26 protein-coding genes are annotated in these 25,867 nt (G+C 62.8%); 16 read left to right on the top strand and 10 right to left on the bottom strand.

Translation table 11 applies throughout. From position 1 onward, the window contains the following. Nucleotides 1-126: 126 nt before the first annotated feature. Entirely contained in the window at nt 127-765 is a 639-nt protein-coding gene (locus tag ACSQ3Q_RS05305; protein WP_436133365.1) for a LysE family translocator, read from the top strand. 22 nt (nt 766-787) lie between these two features. Here ACSQ3Q_RS05305 and ACSQ3Q_RS05300 read toward each other — a convergent pair whose 3' ends face one another. After that, a complete protein-coding gene (locus tag ACSQ3Q_RS05300) occupies nt 788-1,063 on the bottom strand; it encodes a hypothetical protein (RefSeq protein ID WP_436133364.1) in 276 nt (91 codons plus the stop codon). Between the two features lie 72 nt (nt 1,064-1,135). Between ACSQ3Q_RS05300 and hemA the strand changes: the two genes are divergently transcribed. From hemA to ACSQ3Q_RS05265, 7 genes are all read left to right on the top strand, one after another. Next, entirely contained in the window at nt 1,136-2,449 is a 1,314-nt protein-coding gene (hemA, locus tag ACSQ3Q_RS05295; protein ID WP_436133363.1) for a glutamyl-tRNA reductase, read from the top strand. Nucleotides 2,450-2,566: 117 nt separating this feature from the next. Then, nucleotides 2,567-3,655 carry a peptide chain release factor 1 gene (gene prfA, locus ACSQ3Q_RS05290; RefSeq protein WP_436133362.1) on the top strand — a complete coding sequence of 363 codons (1,089 nt, stop codon included), beginning with the start codon at nt 2,567-2,569 and terminating at the stop codon, nt 3,653-3,655. Between the two features lie 104 nt (nt 3,656-3,759). Beyond that, entirely contained in the window at nt 3,760-4,596 is an 837-nt protein-coding gene (gene prmC, locus ACSQ3Q_RS05285; RefSeq protein WP_436133361.1) for a peptide chain release factor N(5)-glutamine methyltransferase, read from the top strand. Between the two features lie 276 nt (nt 4,597-4,872). Continuing rightward, entirely contained in the window at nt 4,873-5,676 is an 804-nt protein-coding gene (locus ACSQ3Q_RS05280) for a DUF3053 family protein (protein ID WP_436133360.1), read from the top strand. 233 nt (nt 5,677-5,909) lie between these two features. Continuing rightward, complete coding sequence (gene grxD / locus ACSQ3Q_RS05275) at nt 5,910-6,236, top strand: Grx4 family monothiol glutaredoxin (RefSeq protein WP_436133359.1); 327 nt, start codon at nt 5,910-5,912, stop codon at nt 6,234-6,236. 160 nt (nt 6,237-6,396) lie between these two features. After that, entirely contained in the window at nt 6,397-7,404 is a 1,008-nt protein-coding gene (locus ACSQ3Q_RS05270; RefSeq protein ID WP_436133358.1) for an AAA family ATPase, read from the top strand. A gap of 181 nt (nt 7,405-7,585) precedes the next feature. Continuing rightward, complete coding sequence (locus tag ACSQ3Q_RS05265; RefSeq protein ID WP_436133357.1) at nt 7,586-8,956, top strand: hemolysin family protein; 1,371 nt, start codon at nt 7,586-7,588, stop codon at nt 8,954-8,956. Between the two features lie 368 nt (nt 8,957-9,324). On the opposite strand, the gene ACSQ3Q_RS05260 is transcribed toward ACSQ3Q_RS05265, so the two are convergent. Beyond that, nucleotides 9,325-9,969, bottom strand: a complete 645-nt coding sequence (locus tag ACSQ3Q_RS05260) for a lytic transglycosylase domain-containing protein (protein WP_436133356.1) — start codon at nt 9,967-9,969, stop codon at nt 9,325-9,327. A 47-nt stretch (nt 9,970-10,016) separates the two neighbouring features. Further along, nucleotides 10,017-11,759 (bottom strand): proline--tRNA ligase, encoded by a 1,743-nt coding sequence (locus tag ACSQ3Q_RS05255; RefSeq protein WP_436133355.1) that lies wholly within the window; start codon nt 11,757-11,759, stop codon nt 10,017-10,019. A 91-nt stretch (nt 11,760-11,850) separates the two neighbouring features. Between ACSQ3Q_RS05255 and ACSQ3Q_RS05250 the strand changes: the two genes are divergently transcribed. Further along, on the top strand, nt 11,851-12,531 hold the full coding sequence (locus tag ACSQ3Q_RS05250) for an RNA pyrophosphohydrolase (RefSeq protein WP_436133354.1): 681 nt from the start codon (nt 11,851-11,853) through the stop codon (nt 12,529-12,531). A 160-nt stretch (nt 12,532-12,691) separates the two neighbouring features. On the opposite strand, the gene proB is transcribed toward ACSQ3Q_RS05250, so the two are convergent. The 4 genes from proB to rplU form a co-directional block, all read right to left on the bottom strand. Then, nucleotides 12,692-13,843, bottom strand: a complete 1,152-nt coding sequence (gene proB / locus ACSQ3Q_RS05245; protein ID WP_436133353.1) for a glutamate 5-kinase — start codon at nt 13,841-13,843, stop codon at nt 12,692-12,694. Between the two features lie 94 nt (nt 13,844-13,937). Next, nucleotides 13,938-15,008: an Obg family GTPase CgtA gene (cgtA, locus tag ACSQ3Q_RS05240; protein ID WP_436133352.1), complete on the bottom strand. Its 1,071-nt coding sequence runs from the start codon at nt 15,006-15,008 to the stop codon at nt 13,938-13,940. A 179-nt stretch (nt 15,009-15,187) separates the two neighbouring features. Further along, nucleotides 15,188-15,445, bottom strand: coding sequence for a 50S ribosomal protein L27 (rpmA, locus tag ACSQ3Q_RS05235; RefSeq protein WP_436133351.1), 258 nt, complete (start codon nt 15,443-15,445; stop codon nt 15,188-15,190). 16 nt (nt 15,446-15,461) lie between these two features. Further along, nucleotides 15,462-15,773 carry a 50S ribosomal protein L21 gene (rplU, locus tag ACSQ3Q_RS05230; protein ID WP_436133350.1) on the bottom strand — a complete coding sequence of 104 codons (312 nt, stop codon included), beginning with the start codon at nt 15,771-15,773 and terminating at the stop codon, nt 15,462-15,464. Between the two features lie 224 nt (nt 15,774-15,997). Here rplU and ACSQ3Q_RS05225 point away from each other — a divergent pair, with 224 nt between their 5' ends. The 7 genes from ACSQ3Q_RS05225 (at nt 15,998) to ACSQ3Q_RS05195 (ending at nt 22,783) form a co-directional block, all read left to right on the top strand. After that, entirely contained in the window at nt 15,998-16,927 is a 930-nt protein-coding gene (locus tag ACSQ3Q_RS05225; RefSeq protein ID WP_436136942.1) for a polyprenyl synthetase family protein, read from the top strand. Nucleotides 16,928-17,162: 235 nt separating this feature from the next. Next, nucleotides 17,163-18,902 carry a type IV-A pilus assembly ATPase PilB gene (pilB, locus tag ACSQ3Q_RS05220; protein ID WP_436133349.1) on the top strand — a complete coding sequence of 580 codons (1,740 nt, stop codon included), beginning with the start codon at nt 17,163-17,165 and terminating at the stop codon, nt 18,900-18,902. A gap of 16 nt (nt 18,903-18,918) precedes the next feature. Continuing rightward, a complete protein-coding gene (locus ACSQ3Q_RS05215) occupies nt 18,919-20,136 on the top strand; it encodes a type II secretion system F family protein (RefSeq protein WP_436133348.1) in 1,218 nt (405 codons plus the stop codon). Next, nucleotides 20,136-21,017, top strand: a complete 882-nt coding sequence (locus ACSQ3Q_RS05210) for a prepilin peptidase (RefSeq protein WP_436133347.1) — start codon at nt 20,136-20,138, stop codon at nt 21,015-21,017. The genes ACSQ3Q_RS05215 and ACSQ3Q_RS05210 overlap by 1 nt, the downstream gene beginning before the upstream one ends. 3 nt (nt 21,018-21,020) lie before the next feature. Then, complete coding sequence (gene coaE, locus ACSQ3Q_RS05205) at nt 21,021-21,647, top strand: dephospho-CoA kinase (protein ID WP_436133346.1); 627 nt, start codon at nt 21,021-21,023, stop codon at nt 21,645-21,647. A gap of 85 nt (nt 21,648-21,732) precedes the next feature. Then, nucleotides 21,733-22,488 carry a cell division protein ZapD gene (zapD, locus tag ACSQ3Q_RS05200; protein WP_436133345.1) on the top strand — a complete coding sequence of 252 codons (756 nt, stop codon included), beginning with the start codon at nt 21,733-21,735 and terminating at the stop codon, nt 22,486-22,488. 49 nt (nt 22,489-22,537) lie between these two features. After that, entirely contained in the window at nt 22,538-22,783 is a 246-nt protein-coding gene (locus ACSQ3Q_RS05195) for a DNA gyrase inhibitor YacG (RefSeq protein ID WP_436133344.1), read from the top strand. Between the two features lie 95 nt (nt 22,784-22,878). Here the strand turns inward: ACSQ3Q_RS05195 and ACSQ3Q_RS05190 are convergent, their stop codons facing one another. From ACSQ3Q_RS05190 to argJ, 3 genes are all read right to left on the bottom strand, one after another. Beyond that, nucleotides 22,879-23,310 carry an NUDIX domain-containing protein gene (locus ACSQ3Q_RS05190; RefSeq protein WP_436133343.1) on the bottom strand — a complete coding sequence of 144 codons (432 nt, stop codon included), beginning with the start codon at nt 23,308-23,310 and terminating at the stop codon, nt 22,879-22,881. Nucleotides 23,311-23,548: 238 nt separating this feature from the next. Further along, nucleotides 23,549-24,415 (bottom strand): ATP-binding protein, encoded by an 867-nt coding sequence (locus tag ACSQ3Q_RS05185; protein ID WP_436133342.1) that lies wholly within the window; start codon nt 24,413-24,415, stop codon nt 23,549-23,551. Between the two features lie 44 nt (nt 24,416-24,459). After that, complete coding sequence (argJ, locus tag ACSQ3Q_RS05180) at nt 24,460-25,689, bottom strand: bifunctional glutamate N-acetyltransferase/amino-acid acetyltransferase ArgJ (protein ID WP_436133341.1); 1,230 nt, start codon at nt 25,687-25,689, stop codon at nt 24,460-24,462. Nucleotides 25,690-25,867: the final 178 nt, after the last annotated feature.

Genomic DNA, 25,867 nt, shown 5'->3' with positions numbered 1-25,867 from the left:
GCCGGCTTTCCGGGGCTGGCACGGGGTGTTACCCGCAAGAGCCTCTGGCACGCATTGCAGGCAGTGCACGCACTGCGCGCTCGTCGAAAATACCCGCTGTTCGCAGCGACTGAAAGCACGCTCACCATGACCTTCACCCACTGGCTCGTCTTTTGCGGCGTCTCGCTGCTGATGTGTTTTACCCCCGGCCCGGCCGTGCTGCTGGCGGTCTCGAACTCGGTGGACGTTGGCGCCAAACGAACGGCGTTCAGTTCGCTGGGCAGCGTGATCGGCATCTTCGCCGTGTCGGGACTGGCGATGATCGGCATGGGGACCATTCTCAGCATGTCGGCGAACGCGTTCCTCGCCATGAAAGTGGCCGGTGCGATGTACCTGGTCTGGCTGGGCATCAAGCGCTGGCGCAGCAAGGACGCGCTGATCGGCAACGATGCGGGCACCGCGCCTGCCGAGCGGCGGGAGCGCAAGAACTGGCAGCTGGTGGCGCAGGGCCTGGGCGTGTCGTTGACAAACCCCAAAGCCATCCTGTTCTTCTCGGCCCTGTTCCCGCAGTTCATCACGCCTGGCGACCCGCTGTTCACGCAATACCTTCTGCTGACCACGACGTTCGCCGTCTGGGCGCTGATCTCGCACGCGTTCTACGTGGCGCTGATTTCGCTCGTGAAGGGCCACGTCGTCGCGCGCGCCAAGCTGTTCAACCGCATCGTGGGCGCAACCTTCATCGCACTGGGCCTGGGCTTGCTGCAGACACGGCACAAGCTCGGCTGACGGCGCCGGCCAGGGAGCGTCCCTAGCGCCAAGCGCGCAATAGCACCCACTGCGTGGTCGCGCAGCCCACCACCAGCGCGGCATAGGTCAGCATCTTGCCGTCGCGCCCCCACACCACCAGGCCGCAGGCCAGCACCACCAGGCCCACCACAAAAACAACAGCGAACTGGCGCCAGCGCGAGAGCGCCGCACCGCCCTTGGCGCCAAAAAACCGGCCACACAGCACGAGCACCAGCGCCAGCGCAGCGGCCGGCGCCAGGAAATTCAGTGTGTGGTTGAGGATGTCGAGAGGACCCATGGAATTGACCCAAATCAAGGCTTAGGCAAGCACGGTCGCTCACACAAGCCAACAATTTTATAATCGGCGGCTATGGCAGTCTGGGCCCTCGGCATCAACCACACCACCGCGCCGCTCGATCTGCGTGGCCGGTTCGCGTTCGCGCTCGACCAGATCGCCCCCACCTTGCAGGGTTTGCGCCAGTCGCTGGGTGGTACCGGCCACCATCCGGGCGTCGAGACGGCCATCATCTCCACCTGCAACCGCACCGAAATTTATTGCGCGGGCAACGCTCCGGCCATGGACCACACGCTGGGCTGGCTGGCGCAAAGCGGCGGCGTGAGCCCCGCGCTGCTGCGATCGCACTCCTACACGCTCGAAGACAGCCTGGTCGCGCGCCATGCCTTCCGCGTGGCCAGCGGGCTCGATTCGATGGTGCTCGGCGAGGCGCAGATCCTGGGCCAGATGAAGGACGCAGTGCGCGCCGCCGAGACGGCCGGCGCTTTAGGCACCACGCTCAACCAGCTTTTCCAGCGCAGCTTTGCCGTCGCCAAGGAAGTGCGCAGCAGCACCGAGATCGGCGCGCACAGCATCAGCATGGCCGCCGCCGCCGTGCGCCTGGCCAGCCAGTTGTTTGAAGACCTCGGCAAGATCCGCGTGCTGTTCGTCGGCGCGGGCGAGATGATCGAGCTGTGCGCCACACACTTCGCGGCCCGGAACCCCAAGCAGATCGCGATTGCCAACCGCACGCTCGAGCGCGGCGAAAAACTCGCCACCCGCTTCGGCGGCGAGGTGATGCGCCTGGCCGACCTGCCCGAGCGCCTGCACGAGTTCGACGCCGTCATCAGCTGCACCGCCAGCAGCCTGCCCATCATCGGCCTGGGCGCCGTGGAGCGTGCGCTCAAAAAGCGCCGCCACCGCCCGATGTTCATGGTCGACCTGGCCGTGCCGCGCGACATCGAGCCCGAGGTCAAGGCCCTGGGTGATGTGTACCTGTACACCGTGGACGACCTGGCCAGCGTGGTGCAGACGGCGCAGGCCAACCGCCAGGCCGCCGTCGCGCAGGCCGAGGCCATCATCGACGCGGGCGTGCAGAGCTTCATGCACTGGATGGAGCTGCGCAGCCCGGCGGCCGAAGCCGGCGCGGTGGTGCCGCTGATCCAGCAGCTCAACGCGCAGACGGACGAGTGGCGCGCGCTGGAAATCGCGCGCGCCAAGAAGCTCCTGGCCAAGGGCGAGGACGTGGACGCGGTGCTGGAGGCGCTGTCGCGCGGCCTCACGCAAAAGATGCTGCACGGCACCCTGGCCGAGCTGCGCGCGGGCGATGCCGAGATGCGCGCCCAGACGGCCCAGACGGTCTCGCGCCTGTTCCTGCGCTCGCAAGCCAAGCCTCCCCACGGGTTGTAGCGGCGCTCGCCCGCTCCGCAGCCCGCCCCGATTTCAAGCCAAATCGGCCTCCAGCGCTTGATATATAAGCGCTAGCAGCTACAAAATCAGTAGCAAACCTATTTTTCCCCTCCTCGCATGAAACCCTTTCTCAGAAGCCAGCTGGAGCGCTACGCGCAGCGCCTGGGCGAACTCGACTTTTTGCTCTCGCGCGAAGACATCATGAGCGACATGGCGCAGTACCGGCGGATCTCCGTCGAACATGCCGAGGTCACGCAGATCGCTGGCCGCTATGCGCGCTACCAGGTGCGCGAGGCCGACCTGGCCAGTGCGCGCGAGATGCTGGCCGACCCCGACATGGCCGAGATGGCGCAGGAAGAAATCACCGCTGCTGAAGCCGAATTGCTGCAGCTCGCGGACGAACTGCAGCGCCTGTTGTTGCCGAAGGACCCCGACGATGCGCGCAATGCGTTTGTCGAAATCCGCGCGGGCACGGGCGGCGACGAATCGGCCCTGTTCGCGGGCGACCTCACGCGCATGTACACCCGCTACGCCGACCGCGTGGGCTGGAAGGTGGAGATCGTGAGCGAGAACGCGGCCGAACTGGGCGGCTACAAGGAAATCGTGCTGCGTTTTGAGGGTGACCATGTGTACGGCGCCCTGAAATTCGAATCCGGCGGGCACCGCGTGCAGCGTGTGCCCGCCACCGAAACCCAAGGCCGCATCCACACTAGCGCCTGCACCGTGGCCGTGATGCCCGAGCCCGACGAGCACGAGGCCATCAAGCTCAACCCGGCCGACCTGCGCATCGACACCTTCCGCGCATCGGGCGCGGGCGGGCAGCACATCAACAAGACCGACTCCGCCGTGCGCGTGGTCCACTTGCCCACCGGCATCGTGGCCGAATGCCAGGACGGCCGCAGCCAGCACGCCAACAAGGCCAAGGCACTGCAGGTGCTGCAGGCGCGGATTCAAGAAAAGGACCGCAGCGAACGCGCCGCCAAGGAGGCTGCGCTGCGCAAGGGCCTGATCGGCAGCGGCGACCGCAGCGACCGCATCCGCACGTACAACTTTCCGCAGGGGCGGCTGACGGACCACCGCATCAACCTCACGCTGTACAAGCTGCTGTACGTGATGGAGGGTGACCTGGCCGACGTGCTGCAAGCCCTGGCGCATGCGCGCGAGGCTGAGCAGCTGGAAGAGCTGGAGACCGGGGCGACGAACTGAGCCGCGGCCCTGCTGCAGCCCGGCCCGCGGCGCCTATCGCAAAATATGAGTCAAATTAGCTTCCAGCGCTTGATTGATAAGCGCTGGCAGCTATCAAATTTATAGTGAACGACGTTTCTCACACCCTCGCCCAGGCGCTGCACCAGGCCCACACCCTGGGCCTGGCCCGCATCGACGCCCAGTTGCTGCTGCTGCACACGCTGGGCCGCCCCGACGCCGGCCGGGCGTGGCTGCTGGCGCACGACACCGATGCACTGGACGACACCTTGCACGCGCAGTTCATCGCCCTGTGCCAGCGCCGCGCGGCGGGCGAGCCGGTGGCGTACCTCACCGGCCGCAAGGAGTTCTACGGCCTGCCGCTGCACATCGACGCGCGCGTGCTCGACCCGCGGCCCGACACCGAAACACTGGTGGACTGGGCGCTGGACGTGATCGCCCCCCTGCCTGCCCCGCGCGTGGTGGACTTGGGTACCGGCAGCGGCGCCATCGCGCTGGCCCTGCAAAGCCAGCGCCCCACCGCCCAGGTGTGGGCCGTGGATGCCAGCAGCGACGCCCTGGCCGTGGCCCAGGGCAACGCCACCCGCCTGGGCCTGCCGGTGCGGTTTGAGCAGGGCAACTGGCTGGCGCCGATGGAGGGCGCGAGCTTTGACGCCATCGTGTCGAACCCGCCGTACATCGCCAGCGCCGACCCGCACCTTGCGGCCCTGACGCACGAACCGCTGGAAGCCCTGGCCAGCGGAGCCGACGGGCTCGAGGACATCCGCGCCATCGCCCTGCAGGCGCCCCGCCACCTGGCGCCGGGTGGCTGGTTGCTGCTGGAGCACGGTTACGACCAGGCCGAGGCCGTGCGCGCGTTGCTGAGTGCCGCAGGCTTCAGCGGTGTGGAGAGCCGGCGCGACCTGGCGGGTGTGGAGCGTTGTACCGGCGGCTGCTGGCGGTAGTTCGGGGCATTGGATGTGGCGGCCCCTGCCGGAGCCTGCGTGCGGCGGAGTCGTTGAGACCAGCACCGCTCAGTGCGACTGCCCCCCGTTGGTCACAGCGCCTACGCGCGTTCTCACGGCCACCAACTGTTACAACAAAGGCCGGGCCGCCCATGGGGTCGATTTGATAATCATCGGCTTCCGTCCACGCCGGGCGCCCGTGTCTCGGCAGCTGCGGCGGTGTGCAGCTTTGCACACCCTGTCGCGCTGAACTGCCCGCCCCGTCACCGAGCCACCATGGCAGCCGCCGTGGCGTTCTATGCCGGGGCCCGTGGCAATTTCCCCAGCCGGTGTGGCTTGCTGGCTCCTTCCGCTTTTTATTGCGAGACCTTCATGCATCACATTGCCTCGCGCCGCAGGGCGCTGACCCGCCTGAGTGCGCTGTCCCTGGGCGCCGCCCTGGCCTTGAGCGGCTGCGGCTCCGAGCCCGGCGAACGCAAGGCGTTCATCGAATTTCTGCAGACCCGCGTGCTCAACACCCCGCGCGCCGCCGTGCCCAAGCTCAACGAACAGCAGCGCAAGGCGTTTGGCGCGTATGCAGCGCACTACGACATCATCACGGGCTTCAACCAGGAGATGTCGGACTCCCCGCTGACCAAGATGATGGCCGCCATGCAGAGCATGCGCTCGCTGCCGCAGCTGCTTGCCAAGCGCACGCAGGTCAACGAGCTGCTGGAGCACATTCCCCAAGCCGAGCAGGACGTGAAGGCGCGCATCGACCGCGCCACGGCCGCCAAGAACGCCCTGAGCCAGCCCGCGGACCTGAAGGCGGTGTACGACGCCGCGTTCGACAAGCTCGTCACCCAGCTCGGCGGCGTGATGCTGCAGCTGCTGCCCGCGATGAAGGGCATGCTGGCGGCGACGATGGAGCTGGTGACCTACGTGGAGCAAAACCCCAAGGAAGTGTCCTTCGTGGGCTCGAACGTGCAGGCCACGACCCAGGCGAGCCTGGACAAGGTCAACGTGCTGCTCAAGAAGCTGGAGACCGAAGCGGGCAACGTCGCAAAGATGGAAGGCACACTGCGAAAGTTGACAGGCTGACCCGGGCACCAAGGGATGGCCTGCACAACGCCCTGCGGCCGGGGATAGCGCGGCCTCGGGCGGTCTACCGCGTTGCTTTTCTTGCCAATAGCCGTGCTATTGGCTGCAAAAAGGCGCCTTGTATCCCATCCCGATCCGCACTTTCCCCGCCCCGCGGGGGTTATGCAGGCCATCCCTGGTTTGCGCTAAACGGGGATAATGGGGGTATCTGGCTTTAACCTACGGAATTCCCCATGAGCGACAACACCCAGCAACGCATCGACGCCCTCGTCAAGTCCAGCGAAGTCCTGCTCTTTATGAAAGGCAGCGCCAGTTTCCCCATGTGCGGCTTCTCGGGCCGCGCGATTCAGATCCTCAAGGCCTGCGGCGTGGACCCTAAAAGCGTGGTTACCGTGAACGTACTCGAAGACGACGCCGTTCGCCAGGGCATCAAGGATTACAGCAACTGGCCCACCATCCCGCAGCTGTACGTCAAGGGCGAGTTCATTGGTGGCTCGGACATCATGATGGAGATGTACGAATCGGGCGAACTCAAGCAGGTGCTGGGCACCGAAGCATGAGCCTCGGCTCCGTCGCAAAAGCCGCCTTCGGGCGGTTTTTTTATGCACGCGTGCAACAGCATCGGTAACAGGGGCACCAATAGCGGGCTTCTCCGATGTTGACGCGGGCATGTTGTGTGCTTGAATGATTTTGTGGCCTCACGCCACAAAGGAGCATGCAATGACCAGCCATAGCCTTGTTCCCCAGCCCCCCGCCCTTCGCCTGCCGGTGGCCCAGATGCGCAATGTGTTCCACCCCGGCGATGTCGAGCGCAAGCTCGCACGGCTGCAGGAGTCCGGCAACCAGCGCGAATACGAAACCCTGCGCACCGTGTACGAACGCATGCTGGAGCGCGGCCCGGAGCGGTTTCAGGTCAAGCCCTCGGGCATCCCGGACATGGCCAGCCTGTACGAGCAGTTGCCCAACTTTACCGACGTGCTGGACGATGTGAAGCGCCATGTGGCGCTGGCGCAGGACAGCAGCGATGGCCTGGAGGTCACGCCCATGCTGCTGCTGGGCCCGCCCGGCATCGGCAAGACGCACTTTGCGCGCCACCTGGCCACGCTGCTGGGCACTGGCATGAACCTGCTGCCCATGAGTTCGATGACCGCAGGCTGGCTGCTGTCGGGTTCGTCCGCGCAGTGGAAAGGCGCCCGGCCCGGCAAGGTGTTCGAAGCGCTGGTGGAGGGCGAATACGCCAATCCCGTCATCGTGGTGGACGAAATTGACAAGGCCAGCACCGACGCGCAATACGACCCGCTGGGCGCGCTGTACAGCCTGCTCGAGCACGACACCGCGCAGAGCTTTACCGACGAGTTCGCCGAAGTCGCCATCGACGCCAGCCAGGTGATCTGGATCACCACCGCCAACGACCCGCGCGGCATCCCGGACCCGATCTTGAACCGCATGAACGTGTTCGAGGTGGAAGCGCCGACGCTGGAGCAGGCCCGCACGATCGCCCACAACCTGTACACCGGCATCCGCGCCGGCCACGACTGGGGGCGCCTGCTGGACCCGGAGCCACTGGACGATGTGCTGGACCACTTGGCGCACATGCCTCCGCGCGAGATGCGGCGGGCGCTGATGACGGGGTTTGGCAATGCCCGTCTGGACCGCCGCTCGACGGTGGAAATCGCCGACCTGCCCAAGGCGGCGGCCGGGCGCGGGCGCATCGGCTTCGTGCAGTAGGCGCGCCGGGCGCTGGCGGCGGCTGGCTGCAGCGGCCGCCGCGCCGGCACGCAAGCCAGCCTGTGCGGCCATCCGCGGGCGGCGCGGCTGTGCCCGTTCCGCGGGCCCGACATCCCCGCGCGGGAGGCACAGATACACTTGCTGCACCGGTGTGAACTAGCGCCGCGCCCTGCCGCCCTCCATGACTCTCTCCCTCTCCCAAAGCCTCTTCGTGATCGTGCTGCTGATTGCAGCCAGTGCCTTTTTTTCGATGGCCGAGATTTCGCTCGCGGCCGCGCGCCGCTTGCGGCTGCGCCAGATGGCCGACGAGGGTGACGCACGAGCCGACCGCGTGCTGCGCATGCAGGAACAACCGGGCGACTACTTCACGGTGGTGCAGGTCGGGCAGAACGCGGTGGCGATCCTTGGCGGTATCGTCGGCGAGGGGGCGCTGAGCCCGCACTTCACTTCTTTCTTCGGCCTGTGGCTGTCGGACGCCACGGCCCTGACCGCAGGGTTCCTCGCGTCGTTTGCGGTCATCACCTCGCTGTTCATCCTGTTTGCCGACCTGTTCCCCAAGCGGCTTGGCATGGCGGAGCCCGAGCGGCTGGTGCTGCGCCTGGCCGAGCCGATGGCTTGGTGCATGACGCTGCTGCGCCCGGTGGTGTGGCTGTATAGCCGAAGCGCGGACGCATTGTTTCGCCTGCTGGGCATGTCGTCCCTGCGCGACGACCGCATCACGTCCGATGACATCCTGGCCATGATGGAAGCCGGCGCCCGCGCCGGCGTGCTGGCCGCACGCGAGCAGCAAGTGATCACCAACGTGTTCGAGCTCGACACGCGCATGGTCTCCAGCGCCATGTCACCGCGCGACCGCGTGGCGTTCTTCCTGCGCGATGAGCCGGATTCGGTGATCCGGCTGCGCATCGCCGCCGAGCCGTTTTCGACTTACCCCGTGTGCGAGCGCGACATCGACCACGTGGTGGGTTATGTGGACGCCAAGGACCTGTTCCAGCGGGTGCTGAACAACCAGCCGATCTCGCTGGCGGATGACAGCCTGGTGCGCAAGGTGCTCATCGTGCCCGACCGGCTCACGCTGTCCGAGGTGCTCGAGCAGTTCCGGCAGGTGCATGAGGACTTTGCCGTCATCGTCAACGAGTACAGCCTCGTGGTGGGCGTGGTCACGCTCAACGACGTGATGAGCACGGTGATGGGCGACTTGGTGGTGGGCCCTGCGGATGAAGAGCAGATCGTGCGGCGCGATGAAAACTCGTGGCTCATCGACGGCGTGACGCCGGTGCAGGACGTGCTGCATGCGCTGTCGCTCGACGATCTGCCACATGCCGACGAATACGAGACGCTGGCCGGCTTTTTGATGGTGATGCTGCGCCGCGTGCCGCGACGCACCGACAGCGTGATCTGGGGTGGCTACAAGTTCGAGGTGCTGGACGTGGACAGCTACCGCATCGACCAGGTGATGGTGTCCCGGCTGGGGTCGGCCCTGGCCGATGGCAGTGGTGCGGCAGCGACTGGGACGGTGCCAGAGGGTCCATCGGCGACCAAGGGGGGGTGACCCCTTGGGGGCTGGCGTCAGCGCGCCTGTGCTGGCGCCGTGCCGTCTTGGCAGCGCCGTGTACGCAACGCCGCATGTGCAACGTCATGAAGCAGCCTATCGCGCGTCGCCCGCCTCGTGGCCATAGCCGGTGACGATGTTGAGCGCGCCGGAGGGAAAGCCCACTTCGGCCGCCAGCTCAGTGGTGCCCGCCCTGGCCTTAACGTGATCACGCCAAACTCGCCGCTGCGCAGCGCTTGCCTGGCTCCATCACACCCCGGAACGTGGCGCGCCGCGCCCCGGGCGCCAGCCACCGCACCAAATCAAGCATCAAATACGGCCCCAGCGCTTGGCTATCAGGCGTTGATAGCTACAAAAATAGGAGCGAATCAAGCTGCCGGCACTTGTGGCTTCTCGCCAAACAGCCAGGTGCGCTGCGCGCCAAACACGGCATCCGGATAGGGCGAGCGCCCGCGGCTGCCGTTATAGCGGCCCAACGCCATGAACAGGTCGCCGCGCTCGCGGTCGATGTAGTGGCGCAGGATCACGCACCCAAACCGCAGGTTGGTCTGCATGTGAAAGAGCTTGCCCGCGTCGCCATCGCCGATCACCCGCGTCCAAAACGGCATGACCTGCATGTAGCCACGCGCCCCCACGCTGGAGACAGCGAACTTTCGGAACGCGCTTTCAACCTGGATCAGCCCCATCACCAACGACACATCCAGTCCGGCCCGCTTGGACTCGTACCAGACGGTCTGCAGGAAATCGCGGCGCACTTCCCATTCAGGCTTGCGCCGGCGCAGGCGATCGCTCATCGTGCCCAGCCAGCGCAGGTAGTGGATGCGGGCTTCGGTGGTAAAGAACTCGGGCTCGGGGGGGGCCTGGTTGGCTACCGCCGAGCTGAGCGCCGTGCGCACCGAATCCATCAGGGGTTCTTCGAGCTGACCGCCCGCGTGCGCCAGTGGTGGCGCCGCCAGCCAGCCTGCCGGCGCAGCCAGGGACGAAGCCGCCATCAGCCAACCGCGCCGGGACATGCCCCCCGCTGGTGAAGGCCGATCCTCAGCACCCAACCAAGGCGCGTTCATACGGCCATGCGGCCCTTCACGTGGGCCAAAATGTCTGCCGTGAGCACCTTGGTGGCGGCCGTGTCGCGGCGGTGCTGGTACTCGACCACACCTTCCTTGAGGCTCTTGTCGCCAATGGTCACGCGGTGGGGCACGCCGATCAGCTCCCAGTCGGCAAACATCGCGCCGGGGCGCTCACCACGGTCGTCCAGGATCACGTCGACGCCGGCGGCCAGCAGGTCGGCATAAAGCTGCTCGGCCGTGGCCTTGACGCCTTCGCTGCGGTCCATGCCCACGGGGCAGATGACCACGGTGAATGGCGCAATCGCATCGGGCCAGATGATGCCGCGCTCGTCGTGGTTCTGCTCGATGGCGGCAGCTGGCAGGCGCGTGATGCCGATGCCGTAGCAGCCCATTTCCAGTGGCTGGGGCTTGCCGGTTTCGTCCAGGAAGGTCGCGTTCATCGCCTTGGAATACTTGGTGCCCAGGTAGAACACATGGCCCACCTCGATGCCACGCTCAATCGCCAGCTCGCCCTTGCCGTCCGGCGAGAGGTCTCCGGCGACCACGTTGCGCAGGTCGGCAATGGCATCGGGCTCGGGCAGGTCACGGCCCCAGTTCACGCCGGTGATGTGGAAGTCGGGCTCGTTGGCCCCGCAGATCCAGTCGGCCATCAGGGCGACTTCGCGGTCGGCCACGATCTTTACCGGCTTCTTGAGGTGCAGGGGGCCGAGGTAGCCAGGCTTGCAGCCGAAATGGTCCTCGATTTCGCCCAAGGTGGCGAAACGGAAACCGGCGAGCCCCGGCACCTTGCCGGCCTTGATTTCGTTCATGTCATGGTCGCCGCGCAACAGCAGCAGCCAGACCTGGCTCTTGACGATTTCACCCGCGCCGTTGGTTTCGTCCGTGGCCAGCACCAGGGACTTGACGGTGGTCTTGAGCGGCACGCCCAGCAGCTGGGCCACCTCGGCGCAGGTGCTCTTGCCGGGGGTGGGTGTCTTGGTCAGGGCTTGCGTTGCAGCGCCGCGCGGGCCGGCTGGCGCCAGTGCCTCGGCCTTTTCCATGTTGGCGGCGTAGTCGCTCGCGGGGCAGTAGACGATGGCGTCTTCGCCGGTGGCAGCGATCACCTGGAACTCTTCAGACAGGTCGCCACCGATGGCACCGCTGTCGGCCGCCACGGCGCGGTAGGTCAGGCCGAAGCGGTCGAAAATCTGGCGATAGGCCTGGGCCATGACTTGGTAGCTGGCCTTGGCGGCCGTCTGGTCCTTGTCGAAGCTGTAGGCGTCCTTCATGATGAATTCACGCCCGCGCATCAGGCCAAACCGGGGACGGCGCTCGTCGCGGAACTTGGTCTGGATCTGGTAGAAATTCTTGGGCAGCTGCTTGTAGCTCTTGAGCTCCTGGCGCGCGATGTCAGTGATCACTTCTTCGCTGGTGGGCTGCACCACGAAGTCCCGGCCATGGCGGTCCTGAATGCGCAGCAACTCGGGGCCCATTTTCTCGAAGCGCCCTGTCTCCTGCCAGAACTCAGCAGGCTGCACCACAGGCATGGTCAACTCCACGGCACCGGCACGGTTCATCTCTTCCCGCACAATCGCCTCGACCTTGCGGATCACCCGCAAGCCCATGGGCATGTAGTTATAAATGCCTGCGCCGAGCTTCTTGACCATGCCCGCCCGCGTCATGAGCTTGTGGCTGACCACTTCGGCATCTGCCGGAGCTTCCTTCAAGGTGGAAATAAAGAACTGGGAGGCTTTCATCGGAATCGATTTCGGGCAGAAGGGAGCAGCCCACTTGCCGCACGCAAAGCGCCGTGCATAATGGACACAGTTTAAAAATTGGGGTTTGATTATGCTTGACCGGGACGGCTTTCGGCCGAACGTCGGCATCATCCTGCTCAACCAGAAAAACCAGGTGTTCTGGGGCAAGCGCATACGCACCCACAGCTGGCAGTTCCCGCAAGGCGGCATTGACCGGGGCGAAACCCCCGAGCAAGCCATGTTCCGCGAGCTGCATGAAGAAGTGGGATTATTGCCCAACCACGTGCGCGTGGTGGCCCGCACCCGGGACTGGTTGCGCTACGAGGTGCCTGACCGGTACATCCGCCGCGATGCGCGGGGACACTACAAAGGGCAGAAACAAATCTGGTACCTGCTTCAACTGGTGGGCCACGACTGGGACTTGAACCTGCGTGCCACCAACCATCCGGAGTTTGACGCCTGGCGTTGGAATGACTATTGGGTGCCACTCGACGTGGTGGTGGAATTCAAGCGGGGCGTCTATGAAATGGCGCTGACCGAACTGGCCCGCTACCTGCCGCGGCATGAACAGCGCAACCGCTATTTGCGCAGTGGCATGCGTACACGCGAAGGCGAGCACGCCGGCGCGATGTACCGCACAGGTTCGATGCTGCTCAACCCCGGGATGGAGTTGCCGCCTGGCGCCAGCTTTGACCCGGATCCGCAGAACAGCATGCCTGCAGAATTGGACGATTTGCCGCCGAGCCCTGTGACGGTGGTGCCCGGTGGTTGACTGCCCGCGCAGTAGCTGACCCGTTGGCGAATGTGCTGGCGGCCAGCGTCAAAACAAAAATGCCTGCATCCATGTGCAGGCATTTTTGTTGGTGACTCCGTGGGGCGGCAGCTTATTGAGCACCTCCCGCTGCGGGCCGGCCCGTCGGGCCGCCAATGAATCAGCGGCTGCCCTGGGGGGCCGCCAGCACCAGGTTGTCCCGGTGCACCATTTCCGCTTCGGCCACATAACCGAGCAGTTTTTCGAATTCGGTCGATGGCTTTCGGCACAACAGGCGCGCTTCGGCGGCGGCATAGTTGGCAAGGCCGCGGGCGATCTCCACCCCGGCCGCATCGCGCACCGCGATCACATCGCCGCGCGAAAAATGGCCTTCCACCGACACCATGCCAATCGGCAACAGGCTCTTGCCTTCGTCGCGCACCTTGGCAGCAGCCCCCGCATCGACCACCACGGCGCCGCGCATTTGCAAGTGGTCGGCCATCCATTGCTTGCGGGCCTGCTTCTTCTGCGTCTGTGCGACGAGCAATGTCCCCAATGCCTCGCCACCCACCAGACGGACCAGCACATCAGGCTCCCGGCCCCAGGCGATCACGGTGGAGGCCCCCGAACCCGCAGCCCGCTTGGCTGCCAGGATCTTGGTGATCATGCCGCCCTTGCCAATGCTGGAGCCAGCGCCCCCGGCCATGGCCTCCAGCGCCGGGTCGCCCGCTTTGGCTTCGTGCACGAATTGCGCAGCTGGGTCGCGGCGCGGGTCAGCGGTGTACAGACCCTTTTGGTCAGTGAGAATGATTAGTGCGTCGGCTTCGACGAGATTTGCCACCAGGGCACCCAGGGTGTCGTTGTCGCCAAACTTGATTTCGTCGTTGACGACCGTGTCGTTCTCGTTGATGACGGGCACCACGCCCAGGCGCAGCAGCGTCAGCAGGGTGGAGCGCGCATTGAGGTAGCGCTCGCGGTCGGCCAGGTCGGCGTGGGTGAGCAGCACCTGGGCGCTGCCCATGCCCTGCTCGCGCAGCTTGGTCTCGTACATCTGGGCCAGCCCCATCTGCCCCACCGCAGCCGCGGCCTGCAATTCGTGGATCTCGTGTGGCCGTGTGGTCCAGCCCAGGCGCTTCATGCCCTCGGCAATCGCGCCGCTGGAGACCATGATGACTTCACGCGGAGCGCCGCCGTCACCGCGCACAAGGGCAGCGAGCTGGCGGCTCCACTCGCCAATCGCCGCTTCATCCAGGCCGCGGCCTTCGTTGGTCACGAGGCTCGAACCCACCTTGACCACGATGCGGCGGGCATCACGCAATACGCTGGAAACCATTTTTTGGAGTCTATTTAGGCCCTAGCGCTTATCTATAAAGCGCTGGTAGCTATTAAATTTATAGCGATCAGACTAAGCGCCTGCTAGATGCCCATCAGGCAGGTGCATCGCCCGCAAACCGTGGATCAATCTCCACCGGTTCGTTTTCTATGCGCTGCTCAGACTGCACGTGGCGGAAGATTGCGTGGATCAGCGGCTCGCAGCCTTCGCGGGTGAGGGCCGAAATCTCGAAGACAGGCCCTTTCCACTTGAAGCGCTTGACGAAATCCTTGACGCGCGCCTCGCGCTCTTCGAGCGGGACCATGTCGAGCTTGTTCAACACCAGCCAGCGCGGCTTGCTGTAGAGCTTCTGGTCGTACTTTTTCAGCTCGTTCACGATGGCCTTGGCCTGCGCAACCGGGTCGACCGCATCGTCGAAAGGCGCCAGATCCACAATGTGCAGCAAGAGGCGGGTGCGCTGCAGGTGGCGCAGGAATTGGTGCCCCAGGCCTGCGCCCTCGGACGCACCTTCAATCAGCCCGGGAATGTCGGCCACGACAAAGCTCTGCTCCGGGCCCACGCGCACGACGCCCAGGTTGGGGTGCAGCGTGGTGAACGGATAGTCGGCAATTTTGGGGCGCGCGTTCGACACGGCTGTGATGAAGGTCGATTTGCCCGCATTGGGCATGCCTAGCAGGCCGACGTCGGCCAACACCTTCAACTCAAGCTTCAGATTTTTCTTGTCGCCAGGCCAGCCGGGCGTCTTTTGCCGCGGTGCGCGGTTGATGGCGCTCTTGAAGCGCATGTTGCCGAAGCCGCCGTCCCCGCCCTTGGCAATCGTGATCACCTCGCCGGGGGTGAGAAGTTCGTACAACACCTCGCCGGTTTCAGCGTCGGTAATGATGGTGCCCACGGGCATTTTCAACGTGATGTCCGCGCCGGCCGCGCCGAACATGTCGGAGCCCATGCCGTGCTCGCCACGCTTGGCCTCATGGCGGCGCGAGTAACGAAAATCCACCAGCGTGTTGAGGTTGGGGTCCGCCACTGCAAACACGTGGCCACCGCGGCCGCCGTCGCCGCCATTTGGGCCGCCGAATTCCTTGTATTTCTCGTGCCGGAAGGACACGCAGCCATTGCCGCCATCACCGGCAGCAATGTCAATAAAGGCTTCGTCGACGAACTTCATGGGATATCCAGTTTACAGAAGGGGGTGGCGCCAGCGGAACCCATTGGCTGCCGCTTTTGCAAAGCGGCAAAGAACCCCATTCGAGTGCGGCCTGCGCACCCAGCGGCGCGCCGCTATCGTACAGACCAAATAACAAAGCCCCGACCAGGCGGGGCTTCGATGGTTGCCGGAGGAAAACCTCAGGCAGGAGTCACGCTGACCGTTGACTTGGACATTGCGCCCTTGACGCCAAACGCCACGTGGCCATCGACCAGAGCAAACAACGTGTGGTCCTTGCCCACGCCAACATTGCTGCCGGGGTGGAAACGCGTGCCACGCTGACGCACGATGATCGAGCCAGCGCTGATCAGTTCACCCCCGTAGGCCTTGACACCCAGCATCTTTGGCTTGGAATCACGCCCGTTTCGCGTAGAGCCGCCGCCTTTTTTCTGTGCCATGACTTAGCTCCTTGGATTAACCAGCAATCGCACCGATTTGCAGTTCAGTGAACTGCTGGCGATGGCCTTGGCGCTTCTGATAGTGCTTACGACGGCGCATCTTGAAGATGCGAACCTTGTCGTGCTTGCCGTGTGCCACAACGGTGGCTGTCACGGTTGCGCCGGACACCAGGGGTGTGCCAACCTTGAGTTCAGCGCCGTTGCCGACAGCCAAAACTTGGTCGATCACGATCTCCTGGCCTACGTCCGCAGCAATCTGTTCTACTTTAATTTTTTCGCCGGAAGCAACGCGATACTGCTTGCCGCCGGTTTTTATGACCGCGTACATGATGACCTCTTGATATGAGTTCTGCAGACGAATTTCCGCAGAGCCCGCGAGTATAGCGCACTGCACCAAAAAGCGCCAGCCCTGCGCGGACCCGACATTCCATAGGCTTCGCCGCAGCAGATCGCCGTGCTGTGCTTCCTATAATCCGGGCACTTTCTGTGGCCATCATCTTGACTGACAACACCGCCCCTGCAGCATCCCCTCTCTTGCTCGTTGCACAAGACATGCATGATGTCGACAAGGTCATCAGCGACCGCTTGACGTCCAGCGTGCCGCTGGTGGCCCAAATTTCTCAATACATCATTGCTGCGGGCGGCAAGCGGCTGCGTCCGGCTTTGCTGCTGATGGTGTGCGGGGCGTTGGGCTATCGCGGCAAGCACCGCCATAGCCTCGCAGCGGTGGTGGAGTTGATCCACACTGCGACTCTGCTGCACGACGACGTCGTTGACGCGTCGACCCTGCGGCGCGGGCGGCCCACCGCCAATGAAACCTTCGGCAATCCGGCCAGTGTGCTGGTCGGCGATTTCCTGCACACCCGGTCGTTCCAGATGATGGTCGAAGCGGGCAGCATGCGCATTATGGAGATTCTCTCCGAAGCGACGAATGTGATTGCAGAGGGCGAAGTTTTGCAGTTGATGAACATGCACGATGCCTCGCTGGACGAAGCCGGGTATTTGCGCGTCATCCGATCCAAGACCGCAAAACTCTTCGAGGCAAGCGCCCGCTTAGGCGCCGTCCTGGCTCAAAGCTCCCCAGCCATTGAAGATGCGTGTGCAAACTATGGCCAAGCCCTTGGAACCGCCTTCCAGATCATTGACGACGTACTCGACTACGACGGCGATGCTACGGAAATGGGGAAGAACCTTGGCGACGACCTCCGGGAAGGGAAGTCGACCCTGCCCTTGATTGCCGCCATGCAGCGCGGCTCCGAAGCGCAAGCGCGCGTCGTGAGGGAGGCCATCGAAAAGGGCTCTACGGAGGAATTGGCAGAGATAGTTCAGATCGTGCGGGAAACCGGGGCCCTCGACGCGACCCGCGCCGCAGCCCACGCCGAGGCTCGGCGCGCCATGGCAGCGGCAGAGCAACTGCCTGCCAATCCATATACGTCTGGCTTGCTGGATTTAGCAGCACAATTGCTTGCACGACGTTACTGAATTGCCAATTGCATCGAGCCGTTGATGCAATCGCGAGGCCAAATGTGGCTAGCATTGCGGAGCGCTTCGGTCGGAATGTTGAGGCTAGAGGTCAATTCTCGCGTACCTGCCCCTAAACCCTTCAAATCAGCTTGCGCTATCTGTAGCGCGAGCGCCAATACCGGTTGCTGTACACCCTGTATGCAATCGACGATGATAGGATGGATTCTTTTCCATACCTACCCCTCCTGGTTACATGGCCGCTGTTGATACTGCCCCCAAAGAAGCTTCTGCGGTCGCCCTTCCCGGTCTAGGTAGGGCGTTGATGTCTGCTGGAAAATTGACTCAAAAGTCAGCAGAGGATATTTACAAAAAGTCACAGATTGGCCGCACTAGTTTCATCGCGGAACTGACCGGGTCCGGGGCTGTGTCGGCCAAGGACTTAGCTCACACGGTATCTGCAGTTTTTGGCGCCCCTTTATTGGACCTTGACGCCATCGATCCTTTGAGGCTCCCTAAAGACCTCTTGGATGGCAAAATATGCCAAGCCTATCGGGTTGTTGTCCTTAGCAAGCGCAATAATCGGCTCATCGTTGCGACCGCAGACCCGACCGACCAAGAAGCAGCGGAAAAAATCAAATTCACCACCCAAATGGGCGTGGATTGGATAATAGCAGAGTACGATAAACTTAGCAGATTGGTAGAGGTAAATTCAAAATCCGCGGGAGATTCACTCGAAACATTAAATTCGACTGGTGGAGACTTTGAGTTTGATGATGTTCCCGTAGAAGAGGCTCCAGATAATAACGATGCTGGGGCGGGCGATGTGGAAGATGCCCCCATTGTCAAATTTCTCCACAAAATGCTGCTCGATGCATTCAATATGCGAGCATCCGATTTGCATTTTGAACCTTATGAGCATCAGTACCGCGTTCGTTTCCGCATCGATGGAGAGCTGCGTGAGATTGCATCGCCCCCGATCGCGATCAAGGACAAGCTTGCCTCCCGCATCAAGGTGATCTCGCGATTGGACATTTCCGAGAAGAGAGTACCTCAAGACGGCAAGATGAAATTGAAGGTCGGTCCCGACCGCGTAATCGATTTTCGGGTCAGCACATTGCCGACCTTGTTCGGAGAGAAGATCGTTATCCGTATTCTCGATCCCAGCAGTGCAAAACTGGGCATTGAAGCCCTCGGTTATGAGCCCGAGGAAAAAGAACGCCTTCTCCAAGCGATTAGTCGTCCTTACGGAATGATATTGGTTACGGGGCCCACCGGTTCAGGGAAGACTGTTTCGCTCTACACATGTCTGAACCTACTCAACAAGCCTGGTGTCAATATCGCCACTGCAGAAGACCCCTCGGAAATCAATTTGCCAGGCGTCAATCAGGTTAACGTTAACGATAAAGCCGGCCTAACATTCGCCGTCGCTTTGAAATCCTTTTTACGCCAAGATCCCGACATTATTATGGTGGGTGAAATCCGGGATCTCGAAACAGCGGACATCTCCATCAAGGCAGCACAGACAGGCCATTTGGTCTTGTCGACCCTTCACACCAATGACGCACCAACTACGCTAACGCGTATGCGTAACATGGGTATTGCTCCTTTTAATATAGCATCGAGTGTCATCCTCATCACAGCACAGCGTCTTGCCCGTCGGCTGTGCCCAATTTGCAAGGTGCCGGCAGATATACCCCATGAATCATTGTTAGAAGCGGGTTATAAGGACGAGGATATTGATGGCAATTTGGTAACTTACCAACCAGTGGGTTGCTCCGCCTGCAATAACGGATATAAAGGCCGGGTTGGCATATACCAGGTTATGCCAATCTCCGAAGAAATTCAGCGCATTATCTTGCGCGATGGAAGCGCACTGGAGATTGCCGAGCAGGCGAAAGCGGAAGGGGTGCGTTCCCTGCGCCAATCGGGCCTGCACAAAGCGAGGCTTGGCTTCACTTCATTAGAAGAAGTGCTGGCCGTCACAAACGAATAATAGCTAGAGGGCGAGCATGGCTACTGCTGCATCAAGAGATATCAAAGAGTTCGTCTACGAGTGGGAAGGCAAAGACCGCCACGGGAAGATCGTACGGGGGGAAGTACGTGCATCTGGGGAGAATCAGGTGCAAGCGACGCTGCGGCGGCAAGGCGTTTTCCCGACCAAGATCAAGAAGCGTCGGATGCGCTCGGGAAAGAAGATTAAGCCGAAAGACATCGCACTTTTCACGAGACAACTCGCCACAATGATGAAGGCTGGCGTACCACTGCTTCAGTCATTTGATATCGTAGGTCGCGGCAATACTAACGCGAGCGTTACCAAACTACTCAATGATATCCGGACCGATGTGGAGACGGGTACCTCGCTAAATGCCGCTTTCCGCAAGCATCCGATGTATTTTGATAGTCTCTACTGCAATTTGGTAGAGGCAGGCGAAGCAGCCGGTATTTTAGAGGCGCTGCTTGACAGGCTCGCCACCTATATGGAAAAAACTGAAGCCATCAAGTCCAAAATCAGATCGGCCTTAATGTATCCGATTTCCGTGGTAATCGTCGCATTTGTAGTTGTTGCCGTGATCATGATTTTTGTTATTCCTGCATTTAAGGAGGTTTTTTCCTCCTTCGGCGCGGACTTACCTGCTCCGACCTTAATTGTGATGGGCATCAGCGAGGTTTTTGTGAAGTGGTGGTGGCTGATCTTCGGTGCAATCGGCGGTGGTTTTTACTTCTTTATGCAGGCATGGAAGCGAAACGAAAAGATGCAAATGTTTATGGATCGAATTCTTTTAAAGATGCCGATCTTTGGCGCACTGATTGAGAAATCTTGTGTAGCTCGATGGACCCGCACGCTCTCCACCATGTTTGCTGCAGGCGTCCCGTTGGTTGAAGCTCTGGACTCAGTTGGCGGCGCATCCGGCAACTCTCTTTATGCCATGGCGACCGAGAAAATTCAGCAGGAAGTTTCCACAGGCACCAGCCTGACAGCCGCCATGGGGAATGCCAACATTTTCCCGTCCATGGTTTTGCAAATGTGTGCGATTGGCGAAGAATCTGGATCGATCGATCACATGCTAGGGAAAGCTGCTGATTTTTACGAAGCGGAAGTTGATGAAATGGTTGCTGGTCTGTCGAGTTTGATGGAGCCCATCATCATCGTATTCCTTGGTACCTTGATCGGCGGCATCGTGGTTTCGATGTACCTACCCATTTTCAAACTCGGTCAAGTCGTGTAATGGAGTTAGAGGTCTGGTTGAATGCGGGACTTGGTGGACTCTTCGGGCTCCTGATCGGTAGTTTTCTTAACGTCGTTATCTACCGACTCCCAAAGATGATGGAGCACCAGTGGGCTGCAGAGCTCGCGGCAATGTCGGTAAGTTCAGACGAGACAAACCAGCAACAGTACCCGGCGCCTGAACTGGCAAAGTTCAACCTCATGGTCCCACGCTCCCGCTGCCCAGCCTGTGGGCACGAGGTCCAGTGGTACGAAAACATCCCGGTATTGAGCTACCTCTTCCTGCGCGGCCGGTGCTCGTCTTGCAAGGTGCGGATTTCGGTCCGCTATCCGTTGGTGGAAATAGCCACCGGCGCCCTGTTTTTCTTCTGCATCCAACGCTGGGGCTTCACTCCTACGGGCGTTGCATGGTGTGGTTTCTCTGCGGCGTTGGTTGCGCTTGCGTTCATCGACTGGGATACCACCCTGCTGCCGGACGACATCACCTTGCCACTCCTGTGGGCCGGGCTTCTGGCATCGGCTCTGCAGTGGACGAATGTGCCGCTGAATGCTTCGGTCATCGGCGCCGCGGCGGGTTACCTTTCGCTCTGGCTGGTGTACTGGGGTTTCAAGCTCGCGACCGGCAAAGAGGGCATGGGCTATGGTGACTTCAAGCTGTTCGCTGCGCTGGGCGCGTGGTTTGGCTGGCAGGCGCTGGTGCCCATCATCCTGATGTCTTCGGTCATCGGGGCTATCGTGGGCATCGGGATGAAGATTTTCAGCAGCCTGCGCGAGGGCGGCTATGTGCCCTTTGGGCCATTCTTGGTCGGTGCCGGTTTCACGGCCATGGTGTTTGGGCCCAATGCGATCTTGGACACCGTCCTAAGGCTGTTCGGGTTTTGATTTATGCCGCACCGTGAACCACGCCCCTTGCGCCTGGGATTGACCGGGGGGATTGGCAGCGGCAAAAGCACGGTGGGCCACATGTGGGTGGCGTTGGGTGCCGCGCTCATCGACGCGGACCAGATTGCGCGCGAGGTCACGGGGCCGCAAGGGGCCGCGATGGAGGCGATCCGCGCGGCGTTTGGCAGCGATTTTGTAGATGGCGAAACCGGCGCGCTGGACCGCGCACGCATGCGCGCCCTCGCCTTCAGCCGGCCGGAGGCGCGGGCCCAGCTGGAGGCCATCGTGCACCCCCTGGTCACGCTGCACAGCACCCTCAAGGCCCAGCAAGCGATGGATGACGGACACCGGTTGGTCGTCTTTGATATCCCACTGCTGGTGGAGTCGGGCCGCTGGGCGGGGCGGTTGGATGCGGTGGTGGTCGTGGATTGCTCGGCCGAGACACAGATCGCGCGCGTCATGCGCCGCAGCGGCCTTGCCCGCGAGGTGGTTCAGGGAATCATCGCGTCACAAGCCAGCCGGCCGGTACGTCGGGCGGCGGCCGATGCGGTCATTGCGAACGAGATGGACTGCACGCTGGAGAACCTGCACACCCAGGCGCGGCAGGCGGCCACACTGTTCGGGCTATGATGCGCGACAAACCGTTTGTGCTTTCACTCCCTGCCGTGCGCCACCGGCGTCAGAACATTCCCTGAGCCCCCAGGAACCCGCCAGCGTGATCCTTTACGAATACCCTTTTAACGAGCGCCTGCGCACCTACCTGCGGCTTGAACAGCTCTTTCGGCGCCTGGGGGAGCTGATCCCCCGCTCTCACGCACTGGACCACCACTTCGCGCTGGTCACGATCTTCGAGATCATGGACGTGGCGGCGCGCGCCGACCTGAAGTCGGATGTGCTCAAGGATCTGGAAAAACACAAGCACCAGCTCGATGGCTACCGCGGCAACCCGTCCATCTCTGAAGCCGCGCTCGATGCCGTGATCGCGCAGCTGGACCGTTGTTTTACCGCGCTCAACACCCAGTCCGGCAAGTCCGGACATTCGCTGACTGAGAACGACTGGCTGATGAGCATTCGCAGCCGCGTCGGCATCCCGGGCGGTACCTGTGGGTTTGACCTGCCGGCTTACTACGCTTGGCAGCACCATGCCCCGGATGTGCGCCAGCAAGCACTCGAGCAATGGGCCTCCACGCTGGCGCCCCTGGCCGAATCGATTTATGTGTTGCTCAAGCTGCTGCGCGATTCCGGTGTGCCGCAGAAGGTCGCTGCCGAGCGCGGTCAGTTTCAGCAGAACCTGCCACAGGGCCGCACCTTTCAGCTGCTGCGCCTGCGCATCGACCCGGCTCTGAACCTGATCCCCGAGATCAGCGGCAACCGCCTCATTGTGTCGGTGCGCCTTATGCGGTTGGAAGACGACGCGCGGCTGCATGCGAGCAATGAAGACGCAGCCTTCGAGCTGACCCTGTGCGCCTGACCGCCGCTGGGCAGTGAGCGCAGCGCTTTGTGATTTGAGGACGACGAGCATGGCCACCCCTCCACGCGCCGGTGCCAACAACGGCACGGCATTAACACCAGCCCAGACCCGCATTGTGGTCTGCCCGACCTGTGGCGGCGACAGCCTCTACAGCCCCGCCAACGCCTACCGGCCCTTTTGCAGCGAACGCTGCAAGCAGGTCGACCTGGGCGCCTGGGCCAGTGAAGATTTCCGCATGCCGACAGAAGCGCCACCGACCGATGCGCAGTACGGGGACCCGCGTACGGAACACTGACGGCGACACCGCACAGGTCCGCCGCCCAAAAAATTCAGTGAAAATAGCCTCTAGCGCTTGTTCTATAAGCGCTCATAGCTATTAAAACAATAGCATCAGACCTCAACGCCTCGCGAGAACGCCAGCCCGCGTTCCTCGGCGAGCCACTCCAGCACCGGGTAGGCCCCAGGCAGCACGGGCGCCACGGTCAGCGGCATCTGCTGCCAGGCCATCGACTGGCCCTCGCGCATCTCAAAGTCACCCGACCATTCCCACACCTTGCACCAGTGCAGGCGCACCAGCGCGTGCGGGTAATCGTGTTCGGTCACTTTCCAGACGGCAGCGGCGCTGATGGTCACGCCGAGCTCCTCGATGAGCTCGCGGCGCAGGGCCTGCTCCACGGTTTCACCCGCCTCGAGCTTGCCACCCGGAAACTCCCAATAGCCCGCATAGGGCTTGCCCGGCGGGCGGGTCGACAACAGCATGGCGCCGTCGGCACGCAGCAGGATGCCCACCGCGACCTCTGTGTATTTGCGTGGCTCGGACATCATGATGCCCTCTTTCCGCCGCCCAGCGCACGTGCAGCGCTGCGCAGGCCAATCAATGCCGCGCCGTTGCCACCGCACACTTCAAGCAATGGCATGAACGTGACTCCTGTTCGCTGTGATCGCAGAGGGCGCATGAAAGCCCCGCAGCGGCGCAGACGAATGCCGCTCGTGTGCTGCATGCCCACAGCATCGACTGCGCTCGCCGCTCCCATCACCGCCAGTGCTACGGCCCCGCCCGTCATGCCCGCCCCGCGTAGTCGCGCGCAAACTGGTACGCCACCCGCCCGCTGCGCGAACCGCGCTCCAGCGCCCACACCAGCGCTTCGGCCCGCGCTGCGGTGATCGCCGCGGCAGACACGCCCAGCGACGAGAGCCACTGCGCAACGATGGTCAGGTACTCCTCCTGGCTGAACGGATAAAAACTCACCCACAGGCCGAACCGCTCAGACAGCGAGATCTTCTCCTCCACCACTTCGCCAGGGTGCACTTCGCCGTCCTCGGTGTGGGTGTAGGTGAGGTTTTCCGCCATGTACTCGGGCAGCAGGTGGCGGCGGTTGCTAGTGGCATAGATCAGCACATTGGGCGTGGCCGCGGCCACCGAGCCATCCAGAATCGACTTGAGCGCCTTGTAGCCCGGCTCGCCGTCTTCAAAGCTCAGGTCGTCACAGAAGACGATGAACTTCTCGGGGCGCGCCGAGACGACATCCACGATGTCGGGCAGGTCGACAAGGTCCGCCTTGTCCACTTCGATCAGGCGCAGGCCCGCGGGCGCATAGGCGTTCAGGCAGGCCTTGATCAGCGAGGACTTGCCGGTGCCGCGCGCGCCCGTCAGCAGCACGTTGTTGGCGGGCTTGCCTTGCACAAACTGCTGGGTGTTGCGCTCGATCTTTTCCTTTTGTGGATTGATCTCCTTCAGGTCCGACAGCTGCAGGGCCCCTATGTGCCGCACGGGCTCCAGCGTGCCGTGGCCGCTGCTGCGCTTGCGGTAGCGCCAGGCGATGGCTGCGGTCCAGTCGGGTGCGCCCAGCGGCTGCGGGAGCACGGACTCGATCCGGGCGATAAGCTGCTCGGCGCGCGTGATCAAATGTTCGAATTTTTCATTCATATTGGCACCTAGCGCTTATTCAGAAAGCGCTAGCAGCTATTAAATCAGGAGCGATAGTCTGCATTGATGGTCACGTAGTCGTGGCTGAAGTCGCAGGTCCACACCGTGTCCGAGGCTTCTCCGCGGCCCAGCAGCACGCGCACCGTGATCTCGCTTTGTTTCATCACGCGCTGGCCATCTTCTTCGCGGTAGGCGGGGTTGCGGCCGCCCTGGAGGGCCACGTGCACATCGTCCAGGTACAGGTCAATGCCGGTCTGGTCGAGGTCGTCGATGCCCGCATAGCCCACGGCCGCGAGGATGCGTCCGAGGTTTGGGTCGCTGGCATAGAAAGCCGTCTTGACCAAGGGCGAGTGGGCAATGGCGTACGCCACCTGGCGGCACTCGCTGCCGGTCCTGCCGCCCTCTACCTGCACGGTGATGAACTTGGTGGCGCCTTCGCCATCGCGCACGATGGCCTGCGCCAGCTTTTGCGACACCGCCAGCATGGCCGCCTTGAGGGCCTGGCCCTCGGCGCTGTCCAGTGCGGTGATGGGGGCGTGCGCCGCCTTGTTGGTGGCCACCACCACGAACGAATCATTGGTCGACGTGTCGCCGTCGATCGTCACGCGGTTGAACGACCCATCGGCCAGCTCCCGCGCCAGCTGCTGCATCACGGGCTGGGCCACGCAGGCATCCGTGGCCATGAAGCCGAGCATGGTCGCCATGTTCGGGCGGATCATGCCGGCACCCTTGCTGATGCCGGTGATGGACACGGTGGCGCCGCCGATCTGGACCTGCGCAGAGAACGCCTTGGGCAGCGTGTCGGTGGTCATGATGCCCTCGGCCGCGCGGGCCCAATGGCCGGGTTGCGCGTCGGCGATGGCTGCGGGCAGCCCGGCTTCGATGCGGTCGTGGGGCAGAGGCTCCATGATCACGCCGGTCGAGAACGGCAGGATCTGCTCGGGCGCCACGTTCAGCTGGCGCGCCATGGCGATGCAGGTGGCGCGCGCACGCGCAAGTCCATCGGCGCCAGTGCCGGCGTTGGCGTTGCCGGTGTTGATCACCATCGCGCGGATCGATTGGCCGCTGGCTAGGTGGTCGCGGCTGATCTGCACGGGCGCGGCGCAAAAGCGGTTCTGCGTAAACACGCCGGCCACGCTGGCACCTTCATCCAGCAGGAAAACCGTCAGGTCCTTGCGGTGGGCCTTGCGGACGCCGGCTTCGGCAACGCCGATACGGACACCGGCGATCGGGTGCAGATCGCCAGCATTGGGGGCAACAAGATTCACAGGCATAGGGGCGGGCCTTTCGGTGGTGATGACGACGGACCGGCGGCAACGACGGCTGCGTTGCCCACTTCTGTCCGATAAAAAAAACTGCGGCCAATTATCCGGAAAACGGTGGCGCGCCAATGAAAAACACGGGCCGAAGCCCGTGTTGCGTGAGTCAATCCAGTCCCATCAGCGCTGAGGG

Source organism: Acidovorax sp. LjRoot129, assembly GCF_964253765.1.
Lineage (GTDB): Bacteria > Pseudomonadota > Gammaproteobacteria > Burkholderiales > Burkholderiaceae_C > Acidovorax.
Note: the sequence above shows the minus strand (reverse complement) of the source record. Positions and strands in the feature narration are given on the sequence as shown.

Excerpts from the sequence above, each read along its gene's own strand:
- ACSQ3Q_RS05255 (WP_436133355.1), bottom strand. The coding sequence starts at position 11,759 with ATGAAAGCCTCCCAGTTCTTTATTTCCACCTTGAAGGAAGCTCCGGCA.
- cgtA (WP_436133352.1), bottom strand. The coding sequence starts at position 15,008 with ATGAAGTTCGTCGACGAAGCCTTTATTGACATTGCTGCCGGTGATGGC.
- ACSQ3Q_RS05215 (WP_436133348.1), top strand. The coding sequence starts at position 18,919 with ATGGCTACTGCTGCATCAAGAGATATCAAAGAGTTCGTCTACGAGTGG.
- ACSQ3Q_RS05195 (WP_436133344.1), top strand. The coding sequence starts at position 22,538 with ATGGCCACCCCTCCACGCGCCGGTGCCAACAACGGCACGGCATTAACA.
- argJ (WP_436133341.1), bottom strand. The coding sequence starts at position 25,689 with ATGCCTGTGAATCTTGTTGCCCCCAATGCTGGCGATCTGCACCCGATC.
- hemA (WP_436133363.1), top strand. The coding sequence starts at position 1,136 with ATGGCAGTCTGGGCCCTCGGCATCAACCACACCACCGCGCCGCTCGAT.
- ACSQ3Q_RS05250 (WP_436133354.1), top strand. The coding sequence starts at position 11,851 with ATGCTTGACCGGGACGGCTTTCGGCCGAACGTCGGCATCATCCTGCTC.
- coaE (WP_436133346.1), top strand. The coding sequence starts at position 21,021 with ATGCCGCACCGTGAACCACGCCCCTTGCGCCTGGGATTGACCGGGGGG.
- rpmA (WP_436133351.1), bottom strand. The coding sequence starts at position 15,445 with ATGGCACAGAAAAAAGGCGGCGGCTCTACGCGAAACGGGCGTGATTCC.
- ACSQ3Q_RS05225 (WP_436136942.1), top strand. The coding sequence starts at position 15,998 with ATGCATGATGTCGACAAGGTCATCAGCGACCGCTTGACGTCCAGCGTG.
- ACSQ3Q_RS05270 (WP_436133358.1), top strand. The coding sequence starts at position 6,397 with ATGACCAGCCATAGCCTTGTTCCCCAGCCCCCCGCCCTTCGCCTGCCG.
- ACSQ3Q_RS05305 (WP_436133365.1), top strand. The coding sequence starts at position 127 with ATGACCTTCACCCACTGGCTCGTCTTTTGCGGCGTCTCGCTGCTGATG.
- rplU (WP_436133350.1), bottom strand. The coding sequence starts at position 15,773 with ATGTACGCGGTCATAAAAACCGGCGGCAAGCAGTATCGCGTTGCTTCC.
- proB (WP_436133353.1), bottom strand. The coding sequence starts at position 13,843 with ATGGTTTCCAGCGTATTGCGTGATGCCCGCCGCATCGTGGTCAAGGTG.
- ACSQ3Q_RS05210 (WP_436133347.1), top strand. The coding sequence starts at position 20,136 with ATGGAGTTAGAGGTCTGGTTGAATGCGGGACTTGGTGGACTCTTCGGG.
- ACSQ3Q_RS05260 (WP_436133356.1), bottom strand. The coding sequence starts at position 9,969 with ATGTCCCGGCGCGGTTGGCTGATGGCGGCTTCGTCCCTGGCTGCGCCG.
- prfA (WP_436133362.1), top strand. The coding sequence starts at position 2,567 with ATGAAACCCTTTCTCAGAAGCCAGCTGGAGCGCTACGCGCAGCGCCTG.
- pilB (WP_436133349.1), top strand. The coding sequence starts at position 17,163 with ATGGCCGCTGTTGATACTGCCCCCAAAGAAGCTTCTGCGGTCGCCCTT.
- ACSQ3Q_RS05280 (WP_436133360.1), top strand. The coding sequence starts at position 4,873 with ATGGCAGCCGCCGTGGCGTTCTATGCCGGGGCCCGTGGCAATTTCCCC.
- ACSQ3Q_RS05190 (WP_436133343.1), bottom strand. The coding sequence starts at position 23,310 with ATGTCCGAGCCACGCAAATACACAGAGGTCGCGGTGGGCATCCTGCTG.
- grxD (WP_436133359.1), top strand. The coding sequence starts at position 5,910 with ATGAGCGACAACACCCAGCAACGCATCGACGCCCTCGTCAAGTCCAGC.
- ACSQ3Q_RS05300 (WP_436133364.1), bottom strand. The coding sequence starts at position 1,063 with ATGGGTCCTCTCGACATCCTCAACCACACACTGAATTTCCTGGCGCCG.
- ACSQ3Q_RS05265 (WP_436133357.1), top strand. The coding sequence starts at position 7,586 with ATGACTCTCTCCCTCTCCCAAAGCCTCTTCGTGATCGTGCTGCTGATT.
- ACSQ3Q_RS05185 (WP_436133342.1), bottom strand. The coding sequence starts at position 24,415 with ATGAATGAAAAATTCGAACATTTGATCACGCGCGCCGAGCAGCTTATC.